The 19,599-nt window shown below is 40.1% G+C and carries 16 protein-coding genes and 1 pseudogene; 11 read left to right on the top strand and 6 right to left on the bottom strand.

Features of this window, described 5'->3' with window-relative positions; genetic code table 11:
- Positions 1-84: 84 nt before the first annotated feature.
- The 3 genes and pseudogenes from HMPREF1505_RS12435 to HMPREF1505_RS12410 all read left to right on the top strand — a co-directional run.
- A pseudogene (locus HMPREF1505_RS12435) lies at positions 85-447 on the top strand (RHS repeat domain-containing protein); the annotation flags it as partial.
- 812 nt (positions 448-1,259) lie between these two features.
- Positions 1,260-1,439 (top strand): hypothetical protein, encoded by a 180-nt coding sequence (locus HMPREF1505_RS13380; RefSeq protein WP_036925920.1) that lies wholly within the window; start codon positions 1,260-1,262, stop codon positions 1,437-1,439.
- Positions 1,440-1,865: 426 nt separating this feature from the next.
- Positions 1,866-2,708: a hypothetical protein gene (locus HMPREF1505_RS12410; protein WP_036925915.1), complete on the top strand. Its 843-nt coding sequence runs from the start codon at positions 1,866-1,868 to the stop codon at positions 2,706-2,708.
- Between the two features lie 87 nt (positions 2,709-2,795).
- On the opposite strand, the gene groL is transcribed toward HMPREF1505_RS12410, so the two are convergent.
- Positions 2,796-4,421, bottom strand: coding sequence for a chaperonin GroEL (groL, locus tag HMPREF1505_RS12405; protein WP_013263821.1), 1,626 nt, complete (start codon positions 4,419-4,421; stop codon positions 2,796-2,798).
- 153 nt (positions 4,422-4,574) lie between these two features.
- Positions 4,575-4,844, bottom strand: a complete 270-nt coding sequence (locus tag HMPREF1505_RS12400) for a co-chaperone GroES (RefSeq protein WP_036925912.1) — start codon at positions 4,842-4,844, stop codon at positions 4,575-4,577.
- Positions 4,845-5,045: 201 nt separating this feature from the next.
- Between HMPREF1505_RS12400 and HMPREF1505_RS12395 the strand changes: the two genes are divergently transcribed.
- From HMPREF1505_RS12395 to HMPREF1505_RS12370, 6 genes are all read left to right on the top strand, one after another.
- Positions 5,046-5,753: a DNA alkylation repair protein gene (locus tag HMPREF1505_RS12395; protein WP_036925909.1), complete on the top strand. Its 708-nt coding sequence runs from the start codon at positions 5,046-5,048 to the stop codon at positions 5,751-5,753.
- 648 nt (positions 5,754-6,401) lie between these two features.
- Positions 6,402-7,313 (top strand): sugar phosphate nucleotidyltransferase, encoded by a 912-nt coding sequence (locus HMPREF1505_RS12390; RefSeq protein WP_036925906.1) that lies wholly within the window; start codon positions 6,402-6,404, stop codon positions 7,311-7,313.
- 159 nt (positions 7,314-7,472) lie between these two features.
- On the top strand, positions 7,473-8,510 hold the full coding sequence (locus HMPREF1505_RS12385) for a bifunctional oligoribonuclease/PAP phosphatase NrnA (protein WP_004361207.1): 1,038 nt from the start codon (positions 7,473-7,475) through the stop codon (positions 8,508-8,510).
- An 81-nt stretch (positions 8,511-8,591) separates the two neighbouring features.
- On the top strand, positions 8,592-9,101 hold the full coding sequence (locus HMPREF1505_RS12380) for a nitroreductase family protein (RefSeq protein WP_036925903.1): 510 nt from the start codon (positions 8,592-8,594) through the stop codon (positions 9,099-9,101).
- 295 nt (positions 9,102-9,396) lie between these two features.
- Complete coding sequence (locus tag HMPREF1505_RS12375; protein ID WP_013264763.1) at positions 9,397-9,774, top strand: YccF domain-containing protein; 378 nt, start codon at positions 9,397-9,399, stop codon at positions 9,772-9,774.
- Between the two features lie 112 nt (positions 9,775-9,886).
- Positions 9,887-10,552 carry a hypothetical protein gene (locus HMPREF1505_RS12370; protein ID WP_036925900.1) on the top strand — a complete coding sequence of 222 codons (666 nt, stop codon included), beginning with the start codon at positions 9,887-9,889 and terminating at the stop codon, positions 10,550-10,552.
- A gap of 64 nt (positions 10,553-10,616) precedes the next feature.
- Here the strand turns inward: HMPREF1505_RS12370 and HMPREF1505_RS12365 are convergent, their stop codons facing one another.
- A complete protein-coding gene (locus HMPREF1505_RS12365) occupies positions 10,617-11,021 on the bottom strand; it encodes a hypothetical protein (protein ID WP_004361211.1) in 405 nt (134 codons plus the stop codon).
- 152 nt (positions 11,022-11,173) lie between these two features.
- Between HMPREF1505_RS12365 and uvrA the strand changes: the two genes are divergently transcribed.
- Entirely contained in the window at positions 11,174-14,050 is a 2,877-nt protein-coding gene (uvrA, locus tag HMPREF1505_RS12360; protein WP_036925897.1) for an excinuclease ABC subunit UvrA, read from the top strand.
- A gap of 386 nt (positions 14,051-14,436) precedes the next feature.
- Here uvrA and HMPREF1505_RS12355 read toward each other — a convergent pair whose 3' ends face one another.
- The 3 genes from HMPREF1505_RS12355 to HMPREF1505_RS12345 are packed head-to-tail and all read right to left on the bottom strand — an operon-like array spanning position 14,437 to position 18,158.
- Entirely contained in the window at positions 14,437-15,966 is a 1,530-nt protein-coding gene (locus HMPREF1505_RS12355) for a peptide MFS transporter (protein ID WP_036925894.1), read from the bottom strand.
- 24 nt (positions 15,967-15,990) lie between these two features.
- On the bottom strand, positions 15,991-16,740 hold the full coding sequence (locus HMPREF1505_RS12350; protein ID WP_036925891.1) for a porin family protein: 750 nt from the start codon (positions 16,738-16,740) through the stop codon (positions 15,991-15,993).
- Between the two features lie 26 nt (positions 16,741-16,766).
- Complete coding sequence (locus HMPREF1505_RS12345; RefSeq protein ID WP_036925953.1) at positions 16,767-18,158, bottom strand: ABC transporter substrate-binding protein; 1,392 nt, start codon at positions 18,156-18,158, stop codon at positions 16,767-16,769.
- 588 nt (positions 18,159-18,746) lie between these two features.
- Here HMPREF1505_RS12345 and HMPREF1505_RS12340 point away from each other — a divergent pair.
- Positions 18,747-19,430: a gliding motility-associated C-terminal domain-containing protein gene (locus HMPREF1505_RS12340; RefSeq protein ID WP_036925888.1), complete on the top strand. Its 684-nt coding sequence runs from the start codon at positions 18,747-18,749 to the stop codon at positions 19,428-19,430.
- Positions 19,431-19,599 lie beyond the last annotated feature (169 nt).

Raw genomic sequence — 19,599 nt, 5'->3', positions numbered from 1 at the left:
TAAAGACAATTCCGCAAGGATTTATATGTTATTTGAGTTTTACCGGACAGCAATATTATTTTTTATGTCCTATACCTATAATGCTCCTATGACAGCTGGAACCGTGTGCAGACGATAACTTATCCTGATGGTGAAGTGGTTACCTATCACTACAATGCTGCCGGACAGGTTGAGCGTCTTACGAGAAATAAACAGGGGCATCAGAGCGTTATTGGTAACAGGATAGGTTACGACAAGGAGGGTCATACGGTCTATACGAAACTCGGTAATGGCACGGAGACTACCTATACCTATGATAAGCAGTGTGAACGTCTGCAGGTGATGAAGCTTACAGCGGATAGTCAGACTGTGATGGGAAATAGGTATCGTTATGATACTGTGGATAATATCCTCGGTATCACGAATGCCGCCAACCCAACGTCGCTGACGAAACTCAACAAGGCGAAGTTTACATTTGTACTATCTATAAGTGTTTTAACGGAATGTATGTCGTTTGTTATTAGGAACTGTAATAAAAAGTAAGCATCAAACTTTGATTTGTAAAATTAGTTTTTTTATATTTGCAGAAACTAATAATTTAAAATACAAACAAATAGAATAATATGATTTATGAGAATGGACAATTAAGCAGGATACTTACCGACGTGGGATACAAAAGAAAGTCAAAGTTTTTTTGTTTTACTGAATATAAATAAGAATTTTTGTTATGTACGAGTATCTAAACAAAAATGATTTAAACTCATTTGATAGTTATATAGGTCTTGGGATGTTAAATGGCTTATCTGTAGGAAACTTGGGACTTTTATATGAAACTAATTTGTCAAAGTCATATGGAGTGAGTTTAAATGTAAAGCCAGCACGTTTGGATGTATCAAGGAAGGGAGGTTGCCCATGAATACCTTTCTTTTAAGAAAACGTTTTTTATGGCCAATGTTCTGTGTTATTCTCTTTTTTATTTTTATTAAACAAGATGATCTGAGTAATAACTCTTATAATCAATACGTTAAAGGGCAATCATATTGTGTGAAAGTCTTGAGCATAAAGAAAGAAGCACGCGAATATTATGTTTATGGTATCGATAGAAAGGGACAGATTCTTAAATTAGATATTTCTTCAAAGTGGGATCTACATACAGTTCAGGTAGGAGATAGTTTAATAAAAAGAAGAAATAGTTTTGACATAAAACTCGTATCGAAGAATAAATCAAGAATCCTAACTCCTGATCTTCCTCTATAAGAAAGTCATAGATTTTTATCGATTTGCGAGCAATAAGTGGGCATGAAAGTTTTATTGTTGATAAGATAGGTTACGATAAGGAGGGTTATACGGTCTATACGAAACTCGGTAATGGCACGGAGACTACCTATGCCTACGACAAGCAGCGTAAGCGTCTGTTATCAATGAACCTTACGTTAAACGGTCTATGCGAATCCTATTAGAATCTTAGATTTCATGGGATTGATTCCAATGAGGAAAGAAGCTAAACGTTATAGAGTGGAACACAATATAAATGGTCGAGTACTTAACTGGTAATAAGATAGAATCAGATGATTATAAATTATATATTTTTTAGGATACATATGGCTTATAAAGCAAAACATGATTCTGCTATGTTAAATAGTATTTTGTATTTATCATGTATCCTTATGTTTGTTCTTCTTCCGATAGCAGGTGTCATACTCGAGATAGAACGAGAAAATGGTGAAGAAGTTTGCTTTCTAATATTGTGGTGAATTCCACAGAGGGAAATAATATTCCTCGCCTTTTGTTCCCACTTTCCACATCTTCGAACCTATATTATTACGAGTTAGAAGAAAGATAGTATAAACTGTTAAACAAATGATAAAACAAAATTATAGCAGGAAATGATTAAACATTACTTTAATAAAGTAGGCATATACATTAGCGTAATACAGGCTTTAGTGCTACTTTATTCTATTTTTTGTTCTATTGATTATTACCATAAACAAGAAGTTATTGCTACCACTCATCCTATCTTTATTAAAAGAGAACAAATTATATCTCGAGGGGGTAACAGAAATGGTGTAACTATAAACATATTATATAACAATAAAAATTATTACGTAGGAATATCTCATAGCCAAGAATCTGACATTGAAAATACTCCTCTATACTACGATACAGAAAGAGATCAGGTTTTCACAAATAGTGAAACAATTTATAGTATAATTGTTCCTTGGTCCACTTTTCTTTTGTCTTTCTTCTTATGGATAGCAATTAGAAAAAGAAAGAAATACATTTGGGCTATTGATTCTAAGAATAAAAGACCTCAAGAAATGTCTTACAAAGGTATGATAACATGGATGGACGGAAAACCATTCAAATTATGGGATAATTGTTCTTATTATAAGCTTACAAAGCAGGAGTACAGAGCATTTGAGACAATTCTAAAGAAAGAGCTGAATAGTAGCAACAACACATTGCCATATGACCATTATTTTGTTCAATATTTCGGATATCAGAAAATGCATATGAAATATGTCTTTGCTAATTTGTATGCATACGAAGTCCACAATGACCAAGGGATAATAAAAAGTAAATACCGAACACTCTTTAACACAGCAGATGCTGCTCAAGGAGGACGTAACTTTGTTCAAGTTCACATAAACATTACCGATAAGAAAGTGGAACTTTTAAGTATAAATAAAGGAACAGAACTCAGCTATAAACAGACAACTAAAAAATAACAAGGAACACAACGTATTAATAAAAAATAAAAGGAAGACGCTATAAATGTCTTCCTTTTATTTTATAATATCTTGATAAAACGCTTATTACATCATACCACCCATACCTGGAGCAGCTGGCATAGCTGGAGTATCCTCAACCTTGTCTACAATAAGACACTCAGTTGTCAGGAACATACCTGCGATTGAAGCTGCATTCTCAAGTGCAACACGAGAAACCTTAGCTGGGTCGATAACACCTGCAGCACGAAGGTCCTCATAAACATCCTTACGAGCATTGTAACCATAGTCACCCTTACCCTCACGAACTTTATTTACTACAACAGCACCTTCACCACCTGCATTAGCGATAATCTGACGGAGAGGCTCCTCAATAGCACGACAAACAATATTGATACCTGTCTGCTCGTCAGCATTCTCACCCTTAAGGTCCTTCAATGCTTCCTGAGCACGGATGTAAGTGGTACCACCACCAACAACTACACCCTCTTCCATTGCAGCACGAGTAGCGCAGAGTGCATCGTCAACGCGGTCCTTCTTCTCCTTCATCTCTACCTCAGAGTTAGCACCAACATAGAGAACAGCTACACCACCAGAGAGCTTAGCCAAGCGCTCCTGCAACTTCTCCTTATCGTATGAGCTTGTTGAAGCTGCAATCTCGTTCTTAATTTGAGCCACACGGTCCTTGATTGCTTCCTTCTCACCAGCACCATCAACGATAGTTGTGTTGTCCTTAGAGATAGTAACCTTCTTCGCTGTACCCAACATCTCAAGAGTTGCCTTATCAAGTGAAAGACCCTTCTCCTCGCTGATTACCACACCACCTGTCAACACAGCGATATCCTCAAGCATTGCTTTACGACGGTCGCCAAAGCCTGGAGCCTTAACAGCACAAATCTTCAAACCTGCACGAAGACGGTTTACAACCAATGTTGTCAATGCCTCTGAGTCAACATCCTCTGCAATGACCAACAATGGACGACCACTCTCTGCAGCTGGCTGGAGAATTGGAAGAAAGTCCTTAACATTTGAAATCTTCTTATCGTAGATGAGGATATATGGGTTCTCCATATCACACTCCATCTTATCTGTATCTGTTACGAAGTAACCAGAGAGGTAACCACGATCGAACTGCATACCCTCAACAACACCGATACTTGTCTCACGAGTCTTGCTCTCTTCGATAGTGATAACACCATCCTTAGACACCTTACGCATAGCATCTGCGAGCAACTTACCTATTTCAGGGTCGTTGTTAGCACTTACAGTAGCTACCTGCTCTATCTTGTCATAGTTGTCACCAACTACCTCTGCAGAAGCCTTAATATGATCAACAACCTTAGCTACAGCCTTGTCGATACCACGCTTAAGGTCCATTGGGTTTGCACCTGCTGTAACATTCTTCAATCCTTCAGTAACAATTGCCTGTGTGAGGATAGTAGCAGTTGTTGTACCGTCACCAGCATCATCACCAGTCTTGCTTGCAACACTCTTAACAAGCTGTGCACCAGCATTCTCAAAGTTATCCTCAAGCTCTACCTCCTTAGCCACGGTAACACCGTCCTTAGTAATCTGTGGAGCACCAAACTTCTTACCGATAACAACATTACGCCCCTTAGGACCGAGTGTTACCTTCACTGCATTTGCCAACTGATCAACACCACTCTTCAAGAGTTCACGTGCGTCTGAATTGAATTTTATCTCTTTCGCCATTTTCTTTATTCCTTTATTTTGATTGTTTATTTATGCGTTGTTTGCTATTCTTTTTTATCTCTTATATGTATAACATCATTCTACAAGATATAACAGAATGGCCAAACTACAGCTATTTTAAGACCTTTTTATAAAGAGAGAATAGGAGAAGTGTTACTCAACAACTGCCAACACGTCGCTCTGACGCATCATCAAATACTTCTCACCCTCATTCTCAAGTTCAGTACCAGCGTACTTACCATAGAGAACCTCATCGCCAACCTTGAGAATCATCTCCTCATCCTTAGTGCCATTACCAACGGCAACAACCTTACCACGCTGTGGTTTTTCCTTGGCTGTGTCTGGGATGATAATACCACCAACTTTCTCTTCTGCCTGTGCTGGAAGCACGAGGACTCTGTCTGCTAAAGGTTTAACTGTCATAATTGTATATGTTTTAAGATTTTAATTTTCATTCTGTATATGACCTGTCATCAAGTCATTTCGCCTTCAATTATACGAAAACTATGCCAAAAGGACTTACTGACAATCTGTCAGTTCTTCTTACCTATTCGACTAAAAACAAAAGAAAATAATTATCTTTGCATTAGAAAAAGAATATGGTAAAACAATAAAGAATTAATTATGAAACAGATTACTAAGACTATTACAAGTGAACTTCAAGCACTGTCAAATGCTGAAAAACGAGAGATTTTCCCGAGGTTCTTTAAGGCTGGCAAAGGAGAATATGGAGAAGGCGACCGCTTCTTAGGCGTCACTGTTCCCAATATCAGAGCTATTGCCAAGTTACACAAAGACATATCCATAGAGGAGATACGAGAGCTGATACAGTCAGAATGGCATGAAGTGCGCCTTTGTGCCTTAATCATAATGGTAGAGAAAAGTAAGAAAAAAGACGAAGCTTTACGCAAAGAGCTATTCAATCTTTACCTTTCTCAAACTAAGCGAATCAATAACTGGGACCTTGTTGACCTATCTTGTCGCTTCATCATAGGCGAATACTTACTTGACAAATCACGTGACATTCTTTATCATTTAGCTCAAAGTCCACTACTATGGGATAATCGCATCGCCATCGTATCAACATACGCATTCATTCGTAAAGGACAATTAGAAGACACCTATGCACTGAGCGACCTAATGATGCAGCACCCACACGACCTCATGCACAAAGCTATTGGTTGGATGCTTCGTGAAGCTGGAAAGCGTGATTCTGAGCGACTTTATGATTACGTGATGAGCCATCGAGCAGACATGCCCCGTACCATGCTACGTTATGCAATAGAGAAGTTCTCACCCAAAGAGCGCGCTATTCTCATGAAACGTGCCTAACACTTCCCCACTCTAACTTCCATTTGGATGCTAATCATACGGTCAGAGAAAGAGTAGAAACAACTTTTTTGTCATATTTTTTTCACATACTCATTTTTAAAAGAGCACAAATTGCATTCGAATTAACGCCCAATTGACTTGCAAAAGATGCCCTTTTGAAGTCTTACTAACGCCCTTTTAAAAGCCAAGTAAGCACCTTTTTAAACCCAGCCCTGTAACTATCTTATAACAAAAGAGTTACAAAAGCACTCAAAATAGTGCTTTTTAGTTCTTTTTTAAGGAGAAAGCGAGAAGCAATGTAAACAAAATTCAAAACACCAAGAACATTATTACCTTTCAGAAAACTTATAAATAAGGGCGCCTTTATATGACATAATACTTTGTAATATAGCGTTGTAGAGTATGAAAAATTAGAAAGATAGACGAAATATTGATAAGAAAATGAAAGATAGTAATAAACAATACCATTCTAAATAAGAATGATAAATGTTAGGCTATAACGAGTGATTTGAATTAAACTTGAAAAAGTTAAAAACGAACAACATACTTAACTCTCATAATTCATAACATAAAATAATTATATATCCCATATTTTTCTTACCTTTGCATTCAGAACATAATATATAATTTAACGATATAAAAAAGAAAATGAAACCTACATTATTACTCCTTGCGGCAGGTATGGGAAGCCGCTACGGTGGGCTGAAGCAGCTCGACGAACTGGGTCCTAATGGTGAGACCATTATGGATTACTCTATCTATGATGCTATCCAGGCTGGATTTGGTAAGATTGTTTTTGTTATCCGTAAGGATTTCGAGGAGCAGTTCCGCAGCCAAGTTCTTTCAAAGTATGAGGGTCATATCCCTGCAGAACTTGTTTTCCAGAGCATCGATGCACTGCCAGAAGGATTCTCTGTACCTGAAGGTCGTGAGAAGCCATGGGGTACAAACCATGCGGTATTGATGGCAAAAGATGTTATCAAAGAGCCATTCTGCGTTATCAACTGCGATGACTTCTATAACCGTGATTGCTTCAAGGTTATCGGTAAGTTCCTTGCTGACCTCCCAGAAGGTGCAAGAGACAAGTATGCAATGGTTGGTTTCCGCGTAGGTAACACACTGAGCGAGAATGGTACTGTTGCTCGTGGTATCTGCTCTACCGATGCTGAAGGAAACTTGACAACTGTTGTTGAGCGTACAGAGATTGAGCGTCGCGATGGCGAAATCAAGTATAAAGACAACAATGGTGAGTGGGTTGCTGTTGGTGAGAACACTCCTGTATCTATGAATGTATGGGGCTTCACACCAGACTACTTCGAGTACAGCGAGGCATACTTCAAGGAGTTCCTCTCGGATCCAAAGAACATGGAGAATAAGAAGTCTGAATACTTCATCCCATTGATGGTAAACAAGCTCATCAACGATGGTACATCTACCGTGAAGGTGCTTGACACTACCAGCAAGTGGTTTGGCGTTACCTACGCTGCCGATCGTCAGAGCGTGGTTGACAAGATTCAGTCACTGGTTGATGATGGTACATATCCAGCTAAATTGTTCTAATTCATAACCCTGCCTGGGTACTATCTCCGTATACATTCTTCAGTATTTCAGGATGTAAGAGGGGTATCCAGGCAGGGCTTTTTATTTCTCTCACCTCAATACACATCGGGTATAACAACCCACACACCTTTCAAACACACACCAAAGCTTATAGCTATAATGGAATTAAACCTACTGAATCAAGAAGAGATTGCAACACTACGCAATCTTCTTTCCAATGCAACAAACATCGTAATCTGTGCTCATAAGTCACCAGATGGGGATGCAACAGGTTCGTCACTGGCATGGATGCATTATCTAAACCAGATTGGTAAGACCAATATCAAGGTATGTATGCCTGACGCTACACCCGACTTCCTGCATTGGCTTCCAGGACATAATTCCGTTATTCGTTATGACAGACGACCAAAGGAGGTAGAGAAGGCGTTTAAGGAAGCTGACCTTGTTTGCTGTCTTGACTTCAACCAAAACTCACGTGTAGATGCAATGCAAGAGGTTTTGGAGTCTTCCACAGCCCCTCGCCTACTCATCGACCACCACTTAGAACCTGAAACAAACAACGCATTGACGGTTTCACATCCAGAAATGTCAAGTACCTGTGAGATTGTCTTCCGTCTGATTAGTCAGTTAGATGGCTACGAGAAGATGACAACCCAATGTGCGTCCTGCATTTATTGTGGTATGATGACAGACACTGGTGGCTTCACCTATAATTCGTCACGCCCAGAGATATTCTATATTATCGGTCAGCTTCTTGCAAAGAATATTGATAAGGACGAGATTTATAACCGTGTATTCCATAACTACTCTACCAATGCCCTCCGCCTCCGTGCACACATCATCCTCAACAAGATGAAGGTGATTGAGGAGTTGCACGCATCCTATTATACCGTAACAAAAGAAGAGATGGCACAGTTCCATTTCATCAAGGGAGACATGGAGGGACTTGTTAATATTCCACAGCAGATAAAAGGACTTAAACTGAGTATCTCATTACGAGAAGATACTGAGAAACCTAAGACTGTACTCGTGAGTCTTCGTTCTTGCAATGGCTTCCACTGTCAGCCTATGGCAGCAAAATTCTTCAATGGTGGCGGTCATGCTGACGCATCAGGTGGAAGACTAAATTGTACCATCGAGGAAGCGGAACAGATTGCCATTAAGGCGATACTATATTATAAAGAGGAGTTACAATAAGTAGAACCACTTATAGCGAGAGTATAAACAACAAAACACTTCATAGCTTAATCCACTTGGAAAGCTTATATTTATCAGGTTATGAACATATTAGAACTATCTAAAAAGCGCTTTTCTGTACGCAAATATAGTGACACCCCTGTATCAGAAGAAGACTTACAATATATCCTTGAGGTGGCACGTATGGCACCATCGGCTGTCAACAAACAGCCATGGAAGTTTGTTATAGTGAAGTCGGATGAGGCACGCAAGCAACTACAAGAATGCTACGACCGCGAATGGTTCAAGTCGGCACCGCTCTACATCATTTGTATGCGTGAGGTTGAAAAGAACTGGATACGCAAAGAAGACAACAAGCAGCATGGCGATATTGATGTTGCCATTGCTACTGAACATCTTTGCTTGGCTGCAACAGAGCGAGGCTTAGGTAGTTGTTGGGTATGTAACTTTAATGTAGCCAAACTAAAGGAGACCTTTCCATATACAGATTTTGAGCCTATTGCCATCATTCCTATCGGTCACATAGCCGACGACTGTCCAACGAATGAGAAGAAGCGGAAGACATTAGAAGAAATTACAGACTTCATATAATCCTTATAAACGATTTCTGTTATCTATTCTACATATCCCACATAGGTTATTCATTAGCATCTTATACATATAATGTAACGACCATAACGAATCATTCTTCTTATCTTCAAGCGACGTGCTGATGCTCCGCACCAATGGTGCTAATGGTTCGCACCAATGGTGTTAACGCTCCACACCACACAACATGATGCTGAAACGAAAGCAAGATGTTGGTAGAATTAGATTCGGAACTTACCTTATAACATTTAAGCAGAGGAGTCCTCTGCACTTTAACATCTTAATTCAACAATAAATTATGCGTATTCTTGGAAACATCATTTGGTGGATATTTGGCGGATTAGAGGCTGCTATCGGTTATTTCACAGGTAGTTTAGCACTTGCCATCACCATTATCGGCATACCAGCTGCAGTACAAACATTCAAGCTCGGACTCTTGTGCCTATGGCCTTTTGGGGCAGAAGTGAGAGATGGAGAAAGTCTTTCAGGCTGTATCACCATTCCACTCAATATCATTTGGATAATCTTTGGTGGTTTATGGGCATGTCTTATCCACATCTTCTTTGGACTACTTCTTGCCATCACGATTATAGGTATTCCTTTTGCCAAGCAACACTTCAAAATGGCAGGCCTGTCCCTTGCTCCATTTGGTAAAGATGTTGAGCTTAACTTTTAGTCTAAAGCCGAAAATAAAGACATTTCAAAAACATTTGAATTAAATTCTTTTAATTCCTTGGTAGAACTATTAAAAGTCAGTATCTTTGGCAAAAACAAAGGAGAAAAAGCCCATGATTACGCAAGACAACTTCAACCAGGAATACGCTGACCCTATAGAGGAGCAGCAGATTCGCCATTTCGTGTGCATCGAAATGGGGCGACAGATACATAGATACATCAAAGCCATGCACGGCAGCAAACAACAGATGTTACGCTTTGAAGAGCATCTGAAAGACCTACCGATGAAGGAAAAGGAGGCTGCTATTGCACGATACATCGACTTGAACCGCAAGGTTATCAAAGGATTAGACATGAAGATTGTCTTAGCTCGTGCTATGGCAAACTACTCTGACACCTTCGATTACCTTGTAACATTGGTCAACGATAAACGAAAGATGGTGAAGTATCTGAACCTTATACGTGAGATTTATATTCAGTATCATGAGGTTATCGAACGAAAAGGAAAGTTTGGTATTCTCGATCACAGAGGACGTACACTCGTTGAACCGAAGTATGAGTTCCTTCGTACTTGTTATGTCTATGTTGACGACTTACTAACAATGCCGCTCATAGCCCAATTAGATGGTAAACTTGGCTTGATACTTCCTGACGGTAAGGATACTATTATTGCACCTTTCATCTATGACAGTATATCGCTAAGAGATGAACCACCTTATTTCGAAGCAAAGAAAGGAAATAAAAAGATTCTGCTTAACACTGATGGTGAAGAGCAATAAAACAAAAAAGAGCTGTAACTGCCAAAGCGGTTACAGCTCTTTTAACATTACAATATAATACGATTTAAATCTTCTTCAGCAAAGCAGCCAAACCTTCAAGCTGTTCCTGCCACATAGTAATCTTACTATTCACCTTGTCAAGATCAACACCCTGATTCAGTTCTGGTGAATCACGCTGCTGCTGCAACAAACTGATATACTGATTTACAAGTGCCATCTTAGCCTTGACAGTCTTCTTCTTTGGATAGCCACGCTTCTCAACCTCACGCTGGTACTGCTCAGATATAGCATTGATCTGACGACCACACTCTTCATACTGGCTCAACCATTGCTGGTAAGCTGCGCTATTCTGCTTGTTTTCAAACTGTGTAATGTTTGCAGATTCACCTATCTGCTCATATGAGCTTTGTGCCATACCCATCATTGGAAGGGCTAACAAAGCAATAACCAATAATTTCTTAACTCTCATAATTGTGTTCTTTTAAAATCAAATATCGCTTGCAAATATAAAGTAAATATCAGAAAGAACCAAAGTTTTTTTGTAATTTTGCATCTTGCGATTAATCCTTTAAATCTCTTTTAAGAGTATGTAAGGATAAATGTAGAATAAAGTTGAAAAATATGAATAAATATATTGAGGTAAAAGGAGCTAAGGTTAACAACCTAAAAAATATAGATGTAAGAATCCCTCAAGGTAAGTTTGTTGCCATTACTGGCGTATCAGGTTCGGGCAAGTCATCGCTTGCTTTCGACACACTCTACGCTGAAGGACAACGCCGATATGTGGAAAGTCTTTCTGCTTATGCCCGTCAGTTCTTAGGCAGAATGTCTAAACCTGAGGTCGACTTTATCAAAGGACTCCCCCCTGCTATCGCCATTGAGCAAAAGGTTATTTCACGTAATCCACGCTCAACGGTGGGTACTTCTACCGAGATATACGAATACCTCCGTCTTCTCTATGCTCGTATAGGTAGGACTTTTAGTCCTATTACTGGCGAAGAGGTAAAGCATCATTCCGTTGAAGACGTCATTGAGAAAGTCATGTCCTACTCAGAAGGAACAAAGTTCTGTATCCTTGCCCCACTCCACATCGTTGAAGGACGAAGCGTACAGAACCAACTTGAGATGGAGATGCAGGAAGGTTATGCACGTATCTATGTAGATAATGACTTTATCCGCATAGAAGACTGGCTTGAACAAAACCCTGCTGATGATGACAATAAAAGCACGGCAAAGGATAAAGCAAAGAATATCTATCTCGTTATTGACCGTTTGTCAGTTGACAACTATAAAGATACACTGACCCGACTCACTGACTCATGCGAGACAGCTTTTTATGAGGGCGACGGCAATATGCAGTTAATGATTCTGCCAGCTAAGCTTACCTATGATTTCTCTACGCGTTTTGAAGCAGACGGCATACGCTTTGAAGAACCGAACGATAATATGTTTTCGTTCAATTCTCCCCTCGGTGCATGCCCGACTTGTGAGGGTTTTGGTCGTGTCATCGGAATCGATGAGAAGTTAGTTATCCCTGACTCGTCTCTTTCTGTCTATGATGGCTGTGTACAATGTTGGCACGGCGAGAAGATGGCAGCATGGAAAGATGAGTTCTGCAGACGTGCTGCAAAAGACAACTTCCCTATCTTTAAGCCTTATTTTGAACTAACTAAGGCTGAAAAAGAAAGTCTTTGGAAGGGTCTACCAAGCGAAAGAAAGAAAGACATTCACGACCGTATCTGTATTGATACCTTCTTCCAAATGTTGAAAGAGAACCAATACAAGATTCAATACCGTGTCATGCTCAGCCGTTATCGTGGCAAAACAGTTTGCCCAGACTGCCATGGCACGAAGCTAAAGAAAGAAGCTACATGGGTGAAGATAGGTGGCATGGCTATCACCGACCTCGTTGATATGCCAATCATCAACCTTAAACAATGGTTTGACAATCTAAAACTAACAGAGCATGAAAAGGAAGTCAGTAAGCGATTGATGACCGAAATAACAAGTCGTTTGCAGTTCCTTTTAGATGTAGGATTGGGCTATCTCACTCTTAACCGCCAATCAAACTCATTGAGTGGTGGTGAAAGTCAACGCATCAATCTTACAACCTCCCTTGGTTCTTCCCTCGTTGGCTCACTCTATATACTTGACGAACCTTCCATTGGTTTGCATAGTCGTGACACAGATCGCCTCATTCACGTACTAAAGGAACTTCAAGCATTAGGTAACACAGTGGTTGTCGTGGAACATGATGAGGAAATTATGCGTGCTGCCGACTACTTGATTGACGTTGGACCAGATGCAGGTCGACTTGGTGGTGAGATTGTGTTCGAAGGTAAAGTATCTGATATCAAGCGAATAGAGGGAGACATTAAAGAAAAAAAGAATGCTCAATCACTGCAATTATTGGAGCAGTACCCTCGTTCATATACCATTAAATACCTCACAGGAACGGAAGTTATCGAAACACCTACAAGTCGTCGACCATGGAATATGGCGATAGAATTGAAGGGGGCACGCATGAATAACCTTAAAGGTATTGACGTAAAGTTCCCTCTGAATGTCTTTACTGTGGTGACAGGAGTCAGTGGTAGCGGTAAGTCTTCCCTTGTGAAAGGAATCCTCTACCCTGCCCTCAAACGTCATTTAGACGAGGTTGCCGACACACCTGGCGAATATTCTTCTCTTGGAGGTGACTGGAAGCAGATTAAACACGTTGAGTTTGTAGATCAGAACCCTATCGGTAAGAGTACACGCTCTAACCCCGCCACATACGTAAAGGCATACGACGAAATAAGAAAGCTCTTTGCCGAGCAACAACTCTCAAAGCAGATGGGCTTTACACCACAGTATTTTTCATTCAACACTGAGGGGGGACGCTGCGAAGAATGTAAGGGTGCAGGTGTCATTACAGTGGAGATGCAGTTTATGGCAGACCTTGTCTTAGAGTGTGAGGAGTGTCACGGACAACGCTTTAAGCGTGAGATTCTTGACGTACAGTTCCAAGGTAAGAATATCAACGACGTCTTGAATATGACTGTGTCTGAGGCTATCCAATTCTTCAGTGAGCACAAACGCAAAGCGATTGTCAATAAACTTAAACCGTTGGAAGATGTTGGATTAGGTTACATCAAACTCGGACAAAGTTCTTCTACACTCTCTGGCGGTGAGAACCAACGTGTGAAACTTGCCTACTTCATCGGACAGGAACAGCAAGAACCAACACTCTTCATCTTTGATGAGCCAACAACGGGTCTACACTTCCATGATATCGATCGTCTACTGCATGCTTTCAATGCGCTCATCGAACGTGGACATACGATATTAGTCATCGAACATAACCTTGATGTCATCAAGTGTGCTGACCATGTCATCGACCTTGGCCCTGATGGAGGTGATAAGGGTGGAAACCTCGTAATAGCTGCTACACCAGAAGAGGTGGCTCTCTGCAAGGAGAGTTTGACAGGTAAGTATTTAGCTGAAAAACTAAAGTAGATGAACTTCTATAACTTAGCGTAGCAAGCCCCTAATCAAATAAGCACTATGTGTTTAGGACTGTGTAGCCCTTTTTTGATAATAAATTACACACCTTCTAATAATAGATTACAAGGTATTTAGTGCTTAGCACCATTAGTGCGAACGCTCCGCACAACATGTGCGGGGCGTTCGCACATTATGTGTTAGGCTACAACACGTTGATAAAAGGATAAAAAGAAGGAAGGATTATCACCCTTATAATAAGAGAGTAAGACGCTAATCGACTTACTTATATGATAGAGATATTGGTCATTCAGATATGATTACATGATAAAAGGCTGAACTCTTTCTTTGAGTTCAGCCTTTTATTATATCATAAAATCTAAATCCGCGAGGCGCTACCTTTATGCAACCTTCTCCAAACGCTTCATCATCAAGAACATGAATCCTGCAGAGAGAAGACAAAGTACAATAAAGACAGACCATACAATTGTCAGAGGTATGTCGTTCCACAAGAAACCACCAACGCTGACAAGCAGGTTACCGATAGCTGTAGCAACAAACCATCCACCCATCATTGTACCCTTATACTTTGGAGGAGCAACCTTACTAACGAAGCTGATACCCATAGGACTAAGCAACAACTCACCAAAAGTAAGAATGAGATAGGTACCAATCAACCAGTTACCAGAAGCAAATGGAACAGTCTCGCCTGCAGCCTTTGCTGCAGCCTGCTGGTTAGGAGTCAACAAACCACGTGATGCCAAAACCATAAGCAAGTAAGCACTACCTGCGATAATCATACCGTAAGCAATCTTACGAGGCGCAGTTGGCTCCTTACCTTTAGCTGCTAAAGCACCAAAGATTGCCATACTGACAGGAGTCAAAGCTACTACATAGAATGGGTTAAACTGCTGGAAAATAGGAGCACTAACATCAACAGGACCACCGATGTTATGATACTTATAAACCAATACTCCTACGGCTGCAAGGAATACAACAGTAGAAATCAGCTTAGCCTTAGAAGTTTTACTCTGGAAGAATGACATTAAACTGTAAATCATGAAGATAATCATCACAAGGTTGATTACATCAAATGCCATTGTTTGCACACCCTCTGACTTTGGACTAACAAACTCATCAGCAAAGAAAGTCAGTGTAAGACCATTCTGATGGAACGACATCCAGAAGAAGATAACAACAGCAAAAACAAGACAAAGTGCAACGATACGCTCCTTAGTCTGCTGTGGGGTGAGTTCTTCTGTAGCAACTGTAGTGTCAGTCTTCTTACTCTTACCTGCACCAGCTTCAACATGTCTGAATGTGCTGCGGAAAGCATAATAAATCATCATAGAAACGATCAAGGAAACACAAGCAACTGCAAAAGAGAAGTGGTAAGCATCATTACCAGAATAGCCAAGCGAATGCTCAGCCCATTCCTTAATTCTCACAGCTGCTGTAGGAGCAAAGAGTGCACCAATGTTGATTGCCATGTAGAAGATAGAGAAACCTGAATCGCGCTTTGCTGACAGTTCTGGTGCATCATAAAGATTACCCACCATCACCTGTAGGTTACCCTTGAACAAGCCTGTTCCAAGACTAACAAGTAGCAAAGCACCAAACATTGCTGCATAGCCCATTACTCCTCCACCCAATGGGATAGACAAGAATAGATAGCCCGCAAACATGACGATAATACCAATAGTCACCATCTTTCCATAGCCAAACTTGTCGGCCATGATACCACCGACCAATGGCAAGAAATAAACTAAGGCAAGGAAAACACCATAAATCAAGCCAGCTGTATCACCAGATAACCCGAAATTGGCTCTTAAAAATAAAGAGAAAACAGCTATCATGGTATAATAGCCGAAACGCTCACCAGTATTGGCTAATGCCAATGCATACAGTGCTTTAGGTTGGTTCTCAAACATAATGATAAAATTATAGGTTAATTATTACTTTGTTTTTACAATGTCAAAAAGGTAGGTAGCCTTAACAACGATGTTACCATAGTTAGACTTGCCAAAATAGTCTTTCTTTGAGCTTCCATAGATATTACTCAATCCATAGTAGTAACGGGCTTCAAGTAGGAAATGACCTACATGTCGGTTGCTATACTCTAAACCTAAGCCAGCTGCAATACCGTAGTCTAACTTCTTTTCTACTGGCATTGACTCCTGTGCTGTTACCGCATTACTTCGCCCTGTACCATCATTAGCAAGGTTAGGAGTATCATAATTCTTAGAAGTTGATTCTCCAAGATAGAGTCCTAACTGCGGTCCTGCTTGGAAAAAGAAGTTAAAACCATTCTGTTCACGCCCCCATGCAAGGTGTGCGAAGACCGGAATCTGAATATAGTTAACAGTGCGTGAATACGCTTCAGCAGCCCCATTAGAGTTGATAACAGGCTGATCAGTACCCGTCAGTATCTTCTCTTTCCATCCGATTGAGGCATAGTTCACCTCACCATAGATAGAACAAATAGTATTAAAGTACTTCTCGCACACATAACGCACACTCAATCCTCCGGTTACACCACCATGAATAGATTGTCTTACACTCGGAGTGAAGCCCACATTAGAGAGTATGTAACCACCATTTACACCAATAGCAAAGTCGTTACGATGGTCTCCTATCTGCGCTGCAGCAGTCAACGGCAGCGCAAGTAGGACAACAACTAATAATCTTGAGATTCTATTCTTCATTTTTGAATAAGGTTCTCTACAACTGTTTAATAGACAAGATTCTCCATTGTCTGGTCTGTCTTGAAGTGAACCAGCTGGAAGTTATCATTGATATATCCGCCCTGTCCTACACGAACAAAGTCATAACGTGTCTGCAATGGACGATACTTAACCTCAGCAGCAGTACCCTTAAAGTTCTTTCCATTAGCCTTTAAGCCACGTACAAAGAACTGTGCTTGATCATAGCCAGTAATTGCCATACGTGGAATATACTGTCTTGACATAGGCTCACCATACTGCTCTGTATACTTTGCTTCGAGTTCCTTAGTCTTATCCGCTGCCTTATTATAATAATAGGTAGATGGGATATAAGTGTTATACTTGAAGTATTGGTCAAGATAATAATCCTGATAAACAAACCACTGGTTATAACCATAAAGGCTAATCGCAATACCAGGGCGCGCTTTCTTCAACTGAGCCAGTTTATTAAACACCTCATTCAACTGTGGACTTTTCTCTGAATTAAGAATCACAACATTTGGACGAGTAGCATCAAAATGCTTTGAAAAGTCTGCATTCGATGACTTTAAACTTGTGAGATTATACTTGATTTTCTGTAAATCAAGCTGCTTTCTCAAGCTTGTTGTGAACTCACCCACCTGACTTGTCTCGTCCTTACAATTAATAAAGATTGGATGATGTGACTTCTGGAAACGCTCTAAGAAAGCTGCTATCGCCTTGTTTGTCAACGAAGCCTCTGTCTGATATACTTGGAAAATATTAGGATTTGTTTCTACATCATTGCCTGTTATAGAGAAAGGAATAACGAGTTTAATATCGTACGCACGGCAGAAGTCCGCCAATGGTTTTACCTGTTCTGAATAAAGAGGGCCAAAGATAACATCTAACTTTGAAGCATTTGGCTCAAGCAAGGTATTACGAATATCAGCACCCTTAGGTACATTCCAAGCGTGAACCTCTGTAGTAATTCCCTCACTCTTCAACTGATTAAGAGCCAACAAGATACCACGATAGTATTCAACCATACGTTTTCCATCTCCATCTTGATTATGCAAAGGAAGCATAACACCAACTCGGATAGCATTAACAGCCTTTACAGGAGCCTGAGCAACAGTAGACTTTGCAGCAGCTTTCTTGTCCGTCTTACCTTTCACAGAACCATCTGGAAGGAAATCGCCCTCCTTTGAATATGGTACAAAGATTAAATCACCTTTCTTCAGTTCATAACCAGCCTGCTTCATTGCAGGGTTAGCATCAAGAAGTTGTGGAATAGTAACACCATATTCTTTAGCAATACCAAAGATGGTTTCCTTACGTTTCACCTTATGTTGATCACGCCATTGAACACTTTGAGCCAACACGCTATAACTAAAAGTCATAGCCAAAAATAGCATAAGATATTTTAAATAATTTCTCATAAACATACTTTTGTTTTCAATCAGTAACAAATTACAACTGCAAATATACAAAAGAAATCTGTAATCAAAAGATGTAGAATGATAAAAAACACAAAAACGCTTACACCATTTCATTTATTATTGGCAAATAAAGCATTCTTATCTGAGTTTTCAATAATCTCCTATTAGATATTATTTTACGACATCAATCAGCCTTTCCTACCATTTTCTTTCATGGTATTGATGCTCAACACCAATGGTGCGAAGCATCAACACCAATAGTGCTAAGGCTAAGCACCAATGGTGCGGACTATTAAGCACCTTACAAAATATTGTTAGAACTAAGCCACTTCGTTGTTAGAAAAAGAGTTAGAACACCCCACCCGAACAAGAAAGAATTGATATGAGCCTTCCTATCTCAAAGAGAATACAATATTGTCAGTTCTTAAGAAGTGCCATAGCAAGAGAATATACTATTTAAGTTTTATCAGATAGAAATACATATTATTATCCTATTCAGGCAGATAGATTTACTTGTTTGTATGGGAAAAATTGTGTAAATTTGCACGATTATACATTTTTCAAGGTAACATCAAACGAACTATTGAAATGAAACAATATAAATTTAGACTATTGGGGGTGATGGTGTCTATACTTTTCTCTTCTATAGCATGGGCACAAGATTGCCAACCCTCAGGTAAATATACCGATACAAATGGTGAAACCAATACAATTGCCGCAGGTGACACTTATGTTGGTTCAGCTCCTTTGACGATCGAGTTCTCAGCCAATCCACCTACAACAAGGGATGCGGCAACCCACTACGAATGGCACTTCTTCAATCAAAATAACCCACGTTCAGCTTTTCTTATCCGTTATGATGAGAATACCGAATACACCTTTACAGAGGCAGGAACAACGAGGGTAGTGCTTTATGAAATCCTGAATGGTGATACCACACGCTACAACGCTATTAGTTTCTCCATTAGTGAGAGTAGCCTACAGATGCCTAATGCTTTCTCACCCAATGGAGATGGTATCAATGATATCTATCGTGCAAAGCCTGGATATAAGAGTATTGTAGAGTTTAAAGCTATTATCTTTAACCGTTGGGGACAAAAGATATACGAATGGAACGACCCTGCTGGTGGCTGGGATGGTAAGTATAAAGGCAAAGATGTTGCCCAAGGGACTTACTTCGTCAATGTAACCGCCAAAGGAGCTGACGGCAAAGAGTTCCACATTCGACGAGATGTTAACCTCCTCAGAGGTTACACACAGTCGACGAGGTGATGTTGGATGGGTGATAGGTGGTGAGTGATGGGTGGTGATGAATAGTATTTTTCATCGGTGGTTATCATTAAAGAAATCATCAACATGGTGCTAATCCTCAACACCCATCAACCATCAACAAACACCCAACAATTCATCAACACCCAACATTCAACACCCATCACCCAAC

Source organism: Prevotella sp. ICM33 (assembly GCF_000517825.1).
GTDB lineage: Bacteria > Bacteroidota > Bacteroidia > Bacteroidales > Bacteroidaceae > Prevotella > Prevotella melaninogenica.
This window is presented reverse-complemented; position numbering and strand designations above follow the sequence as displayed.